Raw genomic sequence first — 13,392 nt, 5'->3', positions numbered from 1 at the left:
CGATTGTCAGGGATGCTTGGCGATGAACTGGTCGACATTGTCCTTGGTGGTCAGCGTCGCGTCCTGCAGCTGTTCTGCGGGAACGGTTTCGTCGGCCACCAGCTTGATCGCCGCGTCCACGGCAAGCCGGCCCATGCCTTGTGTCTGCTGCGTCGCGGTTACGTCGAAGACGCCGCCCTTCAGTGCCTTGAGCGCCGCCACGTCGCCGTCGAAGCCGGCAACCCAGACCTTGTGGCCGGGATTGGCGACCTTGACCGCCTGCGCGGCACCGAGCGCCAGCGCATCCGCCTGGCCGATGACGATCGACACGTCGGGATGCGACTGCAGCAGGTCCTGCGTCAGCTTGAAGCCTTCGTCCTGATGCCAGCCTTCGCTCCACAGCTCGCCGACCACCTTGATGTCGGGATAGCCGCTCAGCGCGTCGCCGCAGCCCTTCGACCGGTCGACCTCGGGCGTCGTGCCTTTCTGGCCATGGATGATGATCAGCTCGCCTTTGCCGCCGGCCTGCTTGGCGATGTAGTCGCACACCGCCTTGGCCGATGCCACGCTGTTGGTGGCGATGAAGGTGTCGCCGGGTGCGCCCTCGGCATTGCGGTCGACATTGATGACCGGGATGCCGGCAGCCTTGGCCGTCTTGGTCGGCACGGTGGCGGCGGTGGCGCCGGCCGGGATGTAGATCAGCGCATCGATGTTCTGCGTGATCAGGTCCTGCACCTGGCTGACCTGGGTCGCCGAATCGCCCTTGGCGTCGACGGTGATGATTTCGATGCCCTTTTCCTTGCCGTAGGCTTCGACGGACTGCTTGATCTGGTTGAAGAAATCGGCCTGCAGATTGGCGACGGCAAGGCCAAGCTTCTTGGCCTCCTTGGCCGACGCCATCTCGGACAGTCCGAGCAGCGGAATGACGGCCGCGGCAGCAAGCAGCAATGAACGTTTGGTCAGCATGTGTTTCCTCCGTTGATGTTCAATCTGTTCTGCCGGCGCATCACGGCGCCCTTGGCCGAACAACTCCCAGTTCGGATCACCGATCCGTTTTCGCCCGGACACCCTGGCGAATTCTTCATTGCGTTCTGCGCCGCCACGTATCCGTGGCCACCGCCAGCGCGATCACCACGCCGATCACCACCTGCTGGATGAAGGGCGACACGCCGAGCAGGTTCAGACCGTTGCGCAGCACGCCTATGATGAGCACGCCGATGGCGGTGCCGCCGATCGAGCCGACGCCGCCCGACAGGCTGGCGCCGCCGATCACCACCGCCGCGATCGTGTCCAGTTCGTAGCCGAAGCCGGAGCTCGGCTGGACGGAATCGAGCCGTGCCGCAAGCACGATGCCGGCAAGCCCGGCCAGCACGCCGCAGATTGCATAGACCCAGTTGGTCAGCGATTTGACCGGTATGCCGGACAGCCTGGCGACTTCGGCGCTGCCGCCGATCGCATAGAGGCTGCGACCGGTCGCGCGATAGTTGAGGAAGATTGCGAAGATGATCGCCAGAACGATCATCAAGCCGACGGTGACCGACAGGAAGCCAAAATGGCGGATGATCGACAGGCTAGTGAACCAGTCGGGGAAGCCGATGATCTGCGAGCCGTCGGTGATCATGTTGGCGAGACCGCGGGCCACCGACATCATGGCCAGCGTGGCGATGAAGGGCGGCAGCTTGGTGACGGTTACGAGCAGGCCTGAAACCAGCCCGCAAAGTCCAGCAACGACAAGCGCTGTGACGATGCCGGCGGGCATGCCGAGATTGAGATGGTCGGGATGGGCGACGAACCCCATCACCATGGCGGCGAGCGCCAGCACGGAGCCGACGGACAGGTCGATGCCGCCGATCAGGATGACCAGCGTCATGCCGATCGCCATGATGCCGAGCACGGTGACCTGGTCGAGCACGTTGAGGATGTTGCGAACGGTCAGGAACGTGTCGGTGGCCAGCGACAGCGCAAGGCACAGCAGCACCAGCCCGATCAGCGGTCCCATGGTCCCGGCGAACAGGGCCGAAAGCTTCGCGCCCGCCGCGGCCTGCGCACCTGGGCCGGCCTTTAACTCGCTTGCACCGTTGCTCAGAGCCATTTTGTCTCCTCCATCAGCGATCCGGCGATGCGTCGTCGGCTCACTCTTGCTCACCAGGCACCTCCCTGTGAACAATTTATCTTTGATATGCAATTTTGTTCAGCTAAACTGTTCGTCGGAAAATTGTCAAGGCCCGCCGCATTATTCCACGCCGGTTTGCGCCGCCAGCCGGTTTGCCTTACGAAAGGGCATGAAATGCCGCGTTTCAGGTGCGCTCTCATCCCGCGACTTCGTTTCGGCTGCTTGAGCAGGCCGAGACGGCCAAGACGAAGTAAATGTTCACCATTTTGGCTTTCATCTCGCGTTGTAGACGATATCCTGTCGATGTCATAAATCTTGAATCCTGGGCACGCAGAACGATTTCGTGGCGCTTGGTGGGATACGCCACTTGAATGGCATTTAAGGATTCGGACGACCGCGGGAGGGCAAAAAGATGGCGATGACGGAGAATGACAAGGCCTCGCGCTTCCCGGATGCCGAACTGAAGGCACGTGCCGCTTGGCACTATTATGTCGAGGGGCTGACGCAAGAGAGGATTTCGGAGATCCTCGGCATCGGTCGCATCAAGGTGCATCGCATCCTGTCCGCCGCGCGTGAGGAGGGCGTCGTCCAGTTCCGCATCCGCGACAGCGTCGTCGAATGCTTAGTGCTGGAAGAGGCTCTGAAGCAGCGTTTCGGACTGAGCCAGGCGGTTGTGGTGCCGTCGGCCGCCGACCGAACCAACACGCCGCTGATGATCGGCCATGCCGCGGGCGCCTATCTGGCCGACAATGTGAATGCCGGCGATGTCATCGCACTTGGCTGGGGGAGGACGCTGAAATTCGCCATCAACGAATTGCCGCGGCGGCCGATCGCCAGGACGACGGTGGTTTCCATGCTGGGCGGCCTCACCCATGCCCAGCCGCTCAACCCGACCGAGAGCGCCTGGGAATTCGCCGAAAAGATCGGTGCGGAGTGCTTTCTGCTGCCGGTACCGGTCTATGCCGACAGGCCGGAGCAGCGCGAAGCCTTCATGAGCCAGCGCAGCGTTCAGGACGTTGTCTTCCGCGCGCGCCGGGCAAACATCGCCGTGCTCAGCGTCGGATCATTTTCCAACGACAGCCCGATCGCCAATTACGGCTTCATCAAGCCCAGCGAACTCGAGGAATTGCAGGCGGCCGGCGCAGTTGGTGATATTTTATGCCATTTCATCGACGCCGAGGGCCGGCTCGTCGACCATGAGGTCAACCGCCGGGTCTGCGCCTATCCGCTGCAGGACCTGTCGGACATCCCGGCCATCATCCTGGTCTCGGGAGGGCAGGAAAAAATTGCCATCATGCGGGCGGCGCTCGCCAACACCAAGATATCGGTTTTGATCACCGACGAGGATGCGGCCAAGGGCCTGCTCAACCGCTAGCCTCGCTTAGCGCGTCGAGGCGGGCATGGATGTCGCGCGTCGCCCGATAAAGGTCGCGGTAGATCGCCTTGCGCGCGCGATAACCGGAGATCAGCCCCTCGACCGGCTCGACATGCCTGGTTGGCCGCGCGGCCATCGCCTCAGCCGCGGTCTCCGGCGAGGCAAACCATCCGATGGCGGAGGCCGCCAGCATGGCGGCGCCGAGCGCTGCGGCTTCGTTGACCGGCGAGACGGAGAGCGGCCGCTCGAGCACGCTTGCCATGATCCGCATCAGCAGGGCGCAGTTGGTGCCGCCGCCGGCAGCTATCACAGCCGCCGGTTTGCCGCCGGCTTGAGTTTCCATTGCTTCGCTGGCGATGGCCTGCTCGAAGGCGATGCCTTCCAGAACCGCTCGAAAAAGGTGCTTCGGCTCATGGTCCAGCGACAGACCGACAATGGCGCCTCTCGCCGCGCCGTCCCAGTAGGGGCTCATGACACCGGCCCAATAGGGCATGACAAGCAGGCCCTCGCTGCCGGCGGAAACGTCGACCGCCGCCTTCTCCAGCGCTGCGGCCGACGGCGAGCCGGTCGTGCGAACGATCCAGTCGACCAGTTGCATGCCCGAGCGCAGCACGGTCTCCAACATGAAGCCCGAACCGGTCGGCGAGACCAGCGTTCGAAACGCGTTCGACGTCGTGATCTTACCGGAATAACAGCCGCTGACGATGCCCGAGCCAAGCGAGAGATAGCTTTTGCCTTCGGCGTGAACGCCCATGCCGAGGCCCATCGCTTGGCCGTCGCCGGCGCCGGCGACAACAGGCGTGCCGGCCTTCAGGCCGGTCAGCCGTGCCGCACTTTCGACAAGTCCGCCGCAGATTGCGCCCGGCGCGACCAGTTCCGGCAACTGGTCCGGCCGGAGTCCTGCGGCGGTAACGAGCTCAGGGTGCCAAGTGCCATTCCTGACGTCGAGCAGCCCGAGCGGATCCGCACTTGCCGTGCTGGTGACCAGATGTGCGGTCAGCCGGTGGACGAAGAAGCCATGCACGTCGAAGAGTGCGGCTGCGTCGTCGAGCGTTTGCGGCTGGTGTTCGGCCAGCCAGGCGATCGCATAGAGCGCGGGCGTCGGGTCTGGCGGCTTGCCGCTCCAGTCGCGGATCGTCTCGCGGCCGAGCTCAGCCGAAAGCCTGATAACTTGCGGGCGCGCGCGCTCGTCCAGCCACAGGATCGCCGGAATAAGCGGCTTGCCGGCGTGATCGATCAGCGTGAAGGTCTCGCGCTGGTGGGCGATGGAGATCGCCGCCACCCGCGAAGCGCCCACCGCCTCAGTGACCTGCTTCAATGCACCGAGCAGCGCGGTCCACCAATGTTCGGCATCCTGCTCGAAATGGCCGGGCTTGGGATTTGAAAGCGGATAGGCTTCGCGCGCCTGGAACAGTTCCTCGCCGTCGCGCGTGAAAGCGATCGCCTTCACGGCCGTCGTCGAGGCGTCGATCCCGATTACGACATCGTCCATCAGGTGGAAATCCAGCGGATTCAGGCGGCGTGCGTAACGAACCGTCCGTCCGACTGGTCGAGACGACGGCGGATCTGGGTTATCACCATCGAATCGTCGGGTACACAGTTTTCGTAGGTGAGGAAATCGCCTGTCTTGACCGGCTTGACCACCTTGGCCCGCTCGGCGAGGCCGAGCGGCAGGGCGCCGCGGGCGCGCGCGTCCTCCCAGGTCATGGCGAAGCCGCGATAGTCGTTCTCGCCGATCATGCCGAGCGACTGGCCAAGGCCAAGGTCGCTCTTGGCAACCGCCACCGCCTCGGCGACCGGATGGTCGAGCGGCTCCATGTCGGCGCGCTTGTAGACCACGGCGCGCGCCGCCGACAGCGGCACTTCCAGGCTGGTCAAATGATAGGGGCGGAAGATCGTGAAATAGGGGCCCTTGCCGACCTTGAGGTCGATCATGCGCTCCAGCACGCGCGGATGCCGGGTCTCGATGATGCAGAACACGCCGGGCGCGACGCCCTTGCCGATCGAATAGTCGACCACGCCCTTGCGATGCAGCACGCCGCCATCCTCGCGCGGGCAAAGCACGCTGGCGAGTTCCTCCAGCGTCGCGGTCGGGCCGTGCATGCCGGGCACGTCGGGCACCAGACCAGTGGCATTGGCGATCGCCACCATCTCGATCGCCGTCTTCGAGCCGTCGACGAATTCGACCAGCATGCGCGCATTCATGTTGCGCTCGGCCGCCTCCTTCTCGTAATCGGCCGGCATGGCGTCGATCTTCAGCGGATTGTTCTTGCCCTTGCCGGCGGCGATGATGTTGAAGCCGAGGCTCTTGGCAAAGCCGATGATCTCCAGCGTGCAGGCCGGCTCGTCGCCGGCCGCACCCGTATAGACGACGCCCGCCTTGCGCGCCTCCTCCTTGAGAAAGCGACCGATGGTGATGTCGGCTTCGACGTTGAGCATCACGATATGCTTGCCGTTCTTCATCACTTCGAGCGCGAACAGCGTGCCGATGTTGGGATTGCCTGTCGCGTCGATGATAACGTCGATACGGCCGGCGGAAGCCAGCGCATGCAAATCTTCGGTCACCGCAATCTTGCCGGCCTCGATGGCGCGGTCGATATCAGCTGCATTGCCGGCGTGGACGATGTCCGAGCGGTCGTGGCCGGCGAGCAGCGCTGCATCGATCGCCGCCTGCGGCCTGACCTCGGAAATGGCGCCGATCCGCATGCCCGGCATCAACGCCACCTGGACGACGATGTCGGTGCCCATCTGCCCGGCGCCGGCAAGCCCGATGGTGATCGGCCCCTGCTTTTCAGCGCGTTGCAAAAGTTCCGCTGTAAATTGCGGATGGGCCATGTCGCTTCCTCCAGCTCTTGCCGCGCCGCGGCCTCCAAGTCATTTTGAACATTCCTATTTCTAAATGAAAAATATTTCAACCTGGAATTCGGCAGCCTTCTTTCCAAAATTGTGTGATTCGATTCGTGCGCCCTTGGGATGCTGCTTGGCTGCGCGGTCAGCTAGGGAGCAGAAGGCGGTGATCTCTAGGGATGCAGACCGCGATGACCGAGACATCGCCTCTCGCAAGCGAGCAAGTGCGGCGATAAGCTGCTTCATGGCGGCTCAGCTGCCGGTGCGTCTTACGCTAACGACGAATCGCGCGACAGGTATCGCCAACCGGCATGCCCGATCGGCGCATGCCAGTATTTAGCTGCCGACCTCGAAGAAGGGCGCGCCAAGCAGGTCGGGAACGACATCGATGCCGAGGCCCGGTCCGTCCGGAATGCCGATGCGGCTTCCCGAAACCGGCGGCATGTTCGCTGCGGTGCGCACCGTCACCCATTCGTGGAAGGCAATGGCGTGCAGCCGGCGCTCCTCCGGCGTCGACAGCGACAGATGCGCCATGGCTGATGTGTCGATCTCGGCGCCGCCGGTGTCTTCAACGGTGATCATGAAGCCGAGATCGACGGCAAGGTCGCGGATCTGGCGCGTCTTGGTCACGCCGCCGAGCCGCGAGATCTTCAGCGTCAGCCCGTCGGCCGCGCCCTTGCGATGGATGTCGAGCATGTCGTCCAGCGAGGCGACGGATTCGTCCAGCACCATCGGCTTGTCGAGCGAGCGGCGCACCGACATGCATTCATCGATCGTGGTGCAGGGCTGCTCGAACGTGTAGTCGATGGCACGCGTCGCGTCAGTGAACTGGCGCGCCTGATAGGGCGTCCAGCCGGCATTGGCGTCGCAGAAGATGACGGTGCCCTTCGGCACCGAAGCGGCGACCGCGGTGACGCGCTCGATGTCGTCATGGACGTTGCCGCCGACCTTGACCTGCAGCCGGTGAAACCCGTCCTTGACGATGCGCTTGGCAAGTGCGGCCATCGCATCGACCGTGCCATGGGTGACGACCTTGTATAGTTCTGCCGTCTCGCTCTCGCGCCCGCCGAGCAGCGTTACCAGCGGTATGTCGGCGGCGCGTGCCGCGAGATCCGAGCATGCCATGTCGAGCGCCGACTTGATGTAGGGATGGCCCTTGAACACCGTGTCCATCAGCCTGCCGATACTGGCCAAGGCGCGGGGATCGTGGCCGAGCAGATGCGGTGCGATTTCGATGACGCCGGCGCGAGTGCCGGCCGCGAATGCCGGCGAGTAGAAATTGCCGAGCGGCGCCATCTCGCCCCACCCGGTCAGCCCGCTGTCGGCGGTGATGGCGACGATCACCGCGTCGAACGCGTCGGCGACACGACCCTTGGACATACGATAGGGCCCGTCCACGAAGGGCTGCACGACATGGTAGGCCTTGATGGTTCTGATCTGCACGTTCTCTGTCCGTTGTCTGTGATGTCCTGACGAAGCCGCAATTGGCGCCGGTGGACTCAGCTGGCTTCTGGCCGGTTGCGCGTCAAGCCGGCGCGATAGGGATTGGTGTCATTGGGAGCACGCTGTTCGAGGCTGCGCGCATAGGCGAGCAGTTCTTCGAAGTCGAGGCCGATATGCTCGCGGGCATGGCTTTGTGCGGCGCGCATGTCGGCGCCTTTCAGCAACCGCACATAGGTCTTGTGGATATCTTCGTCAGGCACCGGCTCTTTGCGCGCCCGCTGATGCAGGGCGAAATACATCTGCAGCCGGCTGGTCAGTCGCTGCCAGGTCTCGAGCAGAACCGAATTGTCGGCCCATTCGTGGATCAGGCCGTGCAATTGCAGCGCCGTTTCGATCTGCCTTGTGGTGTCGCGGTCGCGCGTCGCCTGCTTCACCGCCTCGTGGCGCCGGTCCAGCTCATCGAAGAACCGCTGGTCGCGAAGCGGCCAGGTCAGTTCGATGGCGAACTCATCCAGAACCTTGTTGAGCGAATAGGCGTCGTCGATGTCCTTGGCGGTCACATCAATGACGAAGGTTCCGGCGTAAGGAATGCTGGTCAGGATGCCTTCCTGGACCAGCTCACGCATCGCTTCGCGCAGCGGTGCGCGGCTCACCCGCATCTGCTCGGCAATCCTGAGTTCGTTGAGTTTCTGCCCGGGTTCCAGCTGGCCGGTCAGGATTGCACGCCGAAGCAACGCCACGATCTCGGCGCGTCTTGTCGTGTTCGCGATCGGAGCAAAATCCAGCTTCCCCATTCCTCAACTCCACAAGGTGCTGGAAGCAGAGAAGCAGATTGTCGACAATCTAACAAGCAGTATCTTTGGATTTCGGGCAGATCTCGGTCCGGCTTTCCGATCCCTATTGCGCGTTCATGCTCGCGGCCAAGGCCGATCGCGCCGATGTCGCGGCCTTGTCGAACTGCTCAGCAAAACGGCGCCCTCGGCATAGCCGGGGGCGCCGCTGGACCGGGCCTGATGGGGGGTATCAGGTGGCCGGTTTCTCTGGCAGCGGCGAGACAGGCATTCCAGGGCCGATCTTCTGCAGATTGCCTGTTATCACCTGGTCGCCTTCCGATACGCCGCTCGAGATGGCCACCAGATCGCCATTGGTCGGCCCGAGCGAAACGATGCGCTGGTCGACAGTGTTGTCCTTGCCGACGACGTAGAGGTATTTGCCGAGCTGGCTCGATCCCAACGCCGTCTGCGGCACCATCAGTGCATCGGGCTGCTGCTTGATGTGCAGCCTGACGCGAACATATTGGCCCGGCAGCAGTGTGAACTTGGCATTGCCGATCGTCGCCCGTGCGGTGATGGTGCCGGTCGAACGATCGACCGTGTTGTCGATGAAGGTGAGCTGACCTCTCTGGCGCGGCTCCGTATCGCCGGGAAGCAGGACGTCGACATCGACGGGCCCCGCCGCGCGGGCTTCCTCGATCTGCACCAGATCTGTTTCACTCGGATTGAAGGTGACATAGATCGGGTCGAGTTGCACCAGCGTGTTGAGCCCAGTGCCGGCGACGCTGACCAGGGTTCCGACCGAGGCCTGGTTGCGGCCGACGCGCCCGGCGAACGGCGCCTTGATTTCGGAATAGCTCAGATTGAGCTCGGCGGTCCGCACAGCCGCCTGGTTCACGGCGAGCGAGGCCTGGGCCTCGCGCAAGCTGCTGGTGCGCTGGTCGAACGCATCCTTGGCGATGTATCCGCTCTTGGCGAGCTCGGTGCCGCGACCAAGGCTGGAACGCGCATAGTCGAGCGTTGCTTCGTCGCGCTGGACCTGAGCCTTCGCCTGGTCGAGGGCGGCCTGAAAATCCTCTGGAGCGATCTTGTAGAGAAGGTCGCCCTTCTTGACATCGCTGCCGTCGGGCGCGACCTGCTCCTGCAGATAACCCGGTACGCGCGCCTGCAGCGTGATGCTGCGGATCGGCTCTGTGCGGGCGGCATAGTCGAGATAGATCGGGATCGTCTTCTTGACGACGCTCACCACCGGCACCGGCATGACAAACGCCGCGGGTTCGGGCGTTGCCGCTCCTGCCGTACCGGCGTTGAGCCCGAAATTGCCCATGTCGAGCAAGTGAACGCTGGCCACCGAGATCGCCCCAACGGCAACGGCCGCTCCCAATGCAATTTTCCATTTACGCATGATCAATTCTCCAATCCTATTCGGCCGCTTCGGCCAATCGCTCGAAAGCGGGTTCGGCAGTTGGTTCAGTCGGTTCGGCAACGGGTTCGCTCTTGCTGCCGCGCTCGCGCAGCTGCTCGATCACCGCATAGAAGACCGGCACGAACACCAGCGACAGGATCGTCGCTGCGACCATGCCGCCAAAGACGGTGGTGCCGATCGACTGGCGGCTCGCTGCACCAGCACCTGTGGAGAACATCAGCGGCAGCACGCCGAGGATGAACGCGAAGGCGGTCATCAGGATGGGCCGCAGCCGCAGGCGCGCCGCTTCCATTGCGGCGTCGACGATGCTGAGACCTTCCTCGCGCCGGCGCCGGGCAAACTCCACGATCAGAATGGCGTTCTTCGCCGCCAGCCCGATCAGCATGACGAAGCCGATCTGCGAATAGACGTCGATCTGCATGCCGCGCATCAACAAGGCGACAAAGGCACCGAACAGGGCAAGCGGCACCGCGAGCAGAACCATGAAGGGCATGGCCCAGCTCTCATATTGGGCGGCGAGGATCAGGAAGACGAAGACCATGGCGAGACCGAAGACAATCGAGGCGATCGATCCGGCCTTGAGCTCCTGATAGGTGATGCCAGTCCATTCGTAGCCGAAATCCTTCGGCAGTGCCGTGGCGGCGGCCCGTTCCATCGCGGCGACCGCCTGGCCCGAGGAGAAGCCGGGTGCGGCACCGCCGTTGATCAGGGCCGACGCATTGTTGTTGTAATGCGGGACGGTTTCCGGGCCGACGATAGGCACCAGCTTGCCGAGCGTGCTCAACGGCACCATGCCGCCGGATGCATTGCGCACATAGAGCCGCGAAATATCGGCAGCACCCGCACGCGCATCCTTGTCGGCCTGGATCGTCACCCGGAAGGTGCGGCCGAACAGGTTGAAGTCGTTCACATAAAGCGAGCCCAGATAGATCTGCAGCGTGTTGAACACGTCAGGCAGACTGAGGCCGAGCAGTTTCGCCTTGTTGCGGTCGAGGTCGTAGTTGAACTGCGGCGTCGAGGTCGAGAACGACGAGAACAATTGCTGCGGGTTGAGCTCGGGCTGTTTGCGCGCTTCGGCAAGCACGGCTTGCGTCGCGTCGTTGAGCGCAGCGCTGCCGCGACCGGTCAGGTCCTCCACCTGGAATTCAAAACCGCCGGTCGTGCCGATGCCAGGGATCGAAGGCGGATCGAAGCTCAGCGCGAAGGCCTCCGGAATTTCCATAAGCTTCGAGCGCACGTCGGCGACGAGCCTCGAGGCGCTCTGGTCAGGGCCGCGTTCGTCCCATGGCTTAAGAATGGCGAATTCCACCGCCGAGTTCGACTGGGCGGCACTGGTGAGGAAGTTCAAGCCGCTGATCGAGCCGACGATATCGACGCCGGGCGTGTTCTGCAGGACATCGCGTACCTTCCGGGCCACCGCGTCGGTGCGCTCCAGCGACGCCCCATCCGGCAACTGGATGACCACGAAGAAATAGCCCTGGTCCTCGACCGGAAGGAAGGTCGAGGGCAGGCGCTGCCAGACGAAGTAGGTCGCGACAAGGCCGGCCGCGAACAGCCCGAGCATGATCCAGCGCAGGCGGATGAGGATGCGCACACCATGGGCATAGGCATGCGACAGCCGTTCGAAGCCCGTGTTGAACCAGCGGAACGGCGCGAACTGCGTTGCCGGGCGGTGGCGCAGGAAGGCGGCGCTGAGCGCCGGGGTGAGCGTCAGCGAGACGAAGGCTGAGATGCCGAAGGAGATCGCCACCGTCAGCGCAAACTGGTTGTAGAGCCGGCCGGAAACGCCGGGTATGAAGGCGACCGGCACGAACACGGCCATCAGCACGGCGGTCGTGGCGATGATCGGGCCGGTGACCTCGGCCATCGCCGCGCGCGTGGCAGCGACCGGTTTGAGGCCGGCCTCCAGCTGGCGCTCGACATTCTCGACGACGACGATCGCGTCATCGACGACGAGACCGATCGCCAGCACCATGCCGAGCAGGCTGAGCATGTTCAGCGAGAAGCCGAACATGTACATGACGATGAGCGTGGCCACCAGCGACACCGGAATCGCAATCGTCGGGATGATCGTGGTGCGCCAGCTCTGCAGGAAGATGAACACCACCGCGACAACCAGGACCAGCGCCTCGCCGAGCGTGACAAGCACGTCGTGCATCGACGCCGAAACGAAACGTGTCGTATCGTAGTGCATGGCGTAGCTGACGCCCTTCGGGAAACGGGCCGACAGTTCCTGCATCTTGTCCTTGACGCGCTGCTGCAGATCGAGCGCGTTCGAACCCGGCATCTGGTAGACCGCAAGCACCACGGTCGGATCCTCGCCGAAGAACGCTGACGACGAATATTGCAGGGCGCCGAGTTCGATGCGCGCGACGTCGCGCAATCGAACCAACGAACCGTTCGCGGCATCGGCGCGCACGACGATATCGCCGAATTCCTTGGGATCGCTCAGTCGGCCGACAGCGTTGACCTGCATTTCGAAAGCAGTACCCGCCGGCGCAGGCGACTGCCCGATCTTGCCGGCCGCAACCTGGACATTCTGCTCGGCGATGGCGTTTTGGACATCGACGGCTGTAATGCCGAGATTGGCGAGCTTGTCGGGATCGAGCCATACGCGCATCGAATAGCGCCGCTCGCCGAAGATCTGCACGTCGCCGACGCCCGGCAGGCGCTTAAGCGGGTCGACCACTTGCAGGTAGGCGAGGTTGCTGAGCGCAACCGGGTCGACGGAGCCGTCGGGCGAGGTGAGGTTGACGATCAGGACGAAATTCGGATTCTGCTTTTTGATCGTCACGCCGCCCTGGTTGACGATGGCCGGCAGCGAGGAGGCCGCCTGCGACACGCGGTTCTGGACGTCGACGGCAGCGGTGCTCAGGGAGTAGCCGACCTCGAAGGTGATCGTGATCGTCGACGAGCCGTCATTGGAACTCGATGACGACATATAGGTCATCCCCTGCACGCCGTTGATCTGCTGTTCGAGCGGCGTCGTGACGGTGTCGGCCACAACCTGCGCACTGGCGCCCGGGTAGTTGGCGCTGACCACGACCTGAGGCGGCGTGATGTCGGGAAATTGCGAGACAGGCAGCAGGAAATAGCAGATCGCCCCGGCGAGCACCATGATGATGGCGATCGACGATGCGAAGATCGGTCGGTGGATGAAGAAGTTTACCATGACACGTACGCCTCGCCCGATGCTCTCGCCTGGCCGAAGGCCTTGGCCACTCTGGACAGCCGTCGGCTGCGGCTTTGCCCAGGGTCTTCCAGGAAACGAGGCGGCGCCTTGCGGCTGCGGCCTTGCGTATCCGCAAGGGTACGCAGCATTGTCTCGAAAGAGCGCGGGTCGACACGGTCGGCCTTCATCAGCATCCGGATCATCGGATCCTTCACAACTTCGTCGATCGTCAAATCCTTGCGCTGCGACATCGTAGCGGCTCCT

General features: G+C 63.5%; 10 protein-coding genes. 1 reads left to right on the top strand and 9 read right to left on the bottom strand.

The features are described from left to right. Positions 1 to 6: 6 nt before the first annotated feature. Together A9K68_RS26115 and A9K68_RS26110 are read right to left on the bottom strand one after the other, a co-directional pair. The gene (locus A9K68_RS26115; RefSeq protein WP_065010079.1) at positions 7 to 945 is read right to left on the bottom strand and encodes a sugar ABC transporter substrate-binding protein; all 939 of its coding nucleotides are present in this window, start codon (positions 943 to 945) and stop codon (positions 7 to 9) included. 115 nt (positions 946 to 1,060) lie between these two features. After that, complete coding sequence (locus A9K68_RS26110) at positions 1,061 to 2,071, bottom strand: ABC transporter permease (protein ID WP_082982562.1); 1,011 nt, start codon at positions 2,069 to 2,071, stop codon at positions 1,061 to 1,063. A 433-nt stretch (positions 2,072 to 2,504) separates the two neighbouring features. Here A9K68_RS26110 and A9K68_RS26105 point away from each other — a divergent pair, with 433 nt between their 5' ends. Beyond that, on the top strand, positions 2,505 to 3,467 hold the full coding sequence (locus A9K68_RS26105) for a sugar-binding transcriptional regulator (protein WP_029355395.1): 963 nt from the start codon (positions 2,505 to 2,507) through the stop codon (positions 3,465 to 3,467). Here the strand turns inward: A9K68_RS26105 and A9K68_RS26100 are convergent. The 7 genes from A9K68_RS26100 to A9K68_RS26070 form a co-directional block, all read right to left on the bottom strand. Continuing rightward, complete coding sequence (locus A9K68_RS26100) at positions 3,457 to 4,959, bottom strand: FGGY family carbohydrate kinase (protein WP_065010080.1); 1,503 nt, start codon at positions 4,957 to 4,959, stop codon at positions 3,457 to 3,459. The genes A9K68_RS26105 and A9K68_RS26100 overlap by 11 nt on opposite strands. Positions 4,960 to 4,979: 20 nt before the next feature. Continuing rightward, positions 4,980 to 6,302 (bottom strand): homoserine dehydrogenase, encoded by a 1,323-nt coding sequence (locus A9K68_RS26095; RefSeq protein ID WP_065010081.1) that lies wholly within the window; start codon positions 6,300 to 6,302, stop codon positions 4,980 to 4,982. Between the two features lie 348 nt (positions 6,303 to 6,650). Next, entirely contained in the window at positions 6,651 to 7,757 is a 1,107-nt protein-coding gene (locus A9K68_RS26090) for a mandelate racemase/muconate lactonizing enzyme family protein (RefSeq protein ID WP_065010082.1), read from the bottom strand. Positions 7,758 to 7,813: 56 nt separating this feature from the next. Continuing rightward, positions 7,814 to 8,551: a GntR family transcriptional regulator gene (locus A9K68_RS26085; RefSeq protein WP_065010083.1), complete on the bottom strand. Its 738-nt coding sequence runs from the start codon at positions 8,549 to 8,551 to the stop codon at positions 7,814 to 7,816. Positions 8,552 to 8,780: 229 nt separating this feature from the next. After that, positions 8,781 to 9,935 (bottom strand): efflux RND transporter periplasmic adaptor subunit, encoded by a 1,155-nt coding sequence (locus tag A9K68_RS26080; protein ID WP_065010084.1) that lies wholly within the window; start codon positions 9,933 to 9,935, stop codon positions 8,781 to 8,783. Positions 9,936 to 9,951: 16 nt separating this feature from the next. Continuing rightward, positions 9,952 to 13,128 (bottom strand): multidrug efflux RND transporter permease subunit, encoded by a 3,177-nt coding sequence (locus tag A9K68_RS26075; RefSeq protein WP_065010085.1) that lies wholly within the window; start codon positions 13,126 to 13,128, stop codon positions 9,952 to 9,954. Next, complete coding sequence (locus tag A9K68_RS26070) at positions 13,122 to 13,379, bottom strand: hypothetical protein (protein ID WP_065010086.1); 258 nt, start codon at positions 13,377 to 13,379, stop codon at positions 13,122 to 13,124. Before A9K68_RS26070 ends, A9K68_RS26075 begins: the two co-directional genes overlap by 7 nt. Between the last annotated feature and the right edge of the window lie 13 nt (positions 13,380 to 13,392).

The organism is Mesorhizobium sp. AA22 (genome assembly GCF_001672375.2).
Lineage (GTDB): Bacteria > Pseudomonadota > Alphaproteobacteria > Rhizobiales > Rhizobiaceae > Mesorhizobium > Mesorhizobium wenxiniae.
This window is presented reverse-complemented; position numbering and strand designations above follow the sequence as displayed.

Bases quoted from the DNA above. Each gene is read 5' to 3' on its own strand.
- A9K68_RS26115 (WP_065010079.1), bottom strand. From the start codon at position 945: ATGCTGACCAAACGTTCATTGCTGCTTGCTGCCGCGGCCGTCATTCCG.
- A9K68_RS26110 (WP_082982562.1), bottom strand. From the start codon at position 2,071: ATGGCTCTGAGCAACGGTGCAAGCGAGTTAAAGGCCGGCCCAGGTGCG.
- A9K68_RS26105 (WP_029355395.1), top strand. From the start codon at position 2,505: ATGGCGATGACGGAGAATGACAAGGCCTCGCGCTTCCCGGATGCCGAA.
- A9K68_RS26100 (WP_065010080.1), bottom strand. From the start codon at position 4,959: ATGGACGATGTCGTAATCGGGATCGACGCCTCGACGACGGCCGTGAAG.
- A9K68_RS26095 (WP_065010081.1), bottom strand. From the start codon at position 6,302: ATGGCCCATCCGCAATTTACAGCGGAACTTTTGCAACGCGCTGAAAAG.
- A9K68_RS26085 (WP_065010083.1), bottom strand. From the start codon at position 8,551: ATGGGGAAGCTGGATTTTGCTCCGATCGCGAACACGACAAGACGCGCC.
- A9K68_RS26080 (WP_065010084.1), bottom strand. From the start codon at position 9,935: ATGCGTAAATGGAAAATTGCATTGGGAGCGGCCGTTGCCGTTGGGGCG.
- A9K68_RS26075 (WP_065010085.1), bottom strand. From the start codon at position 13,128: ATGGTAAACTTCTTCATCCACCGACCGATCTTCGCATCGTCGATCGCC.
- A9K68_RS26070 (WP_065010086.1), bottom strand. From the start codon at position 13,379: ATGTCGCAGCGCAAGGATTTGACGATCGACGAAGTTGTGAAGGATCCG.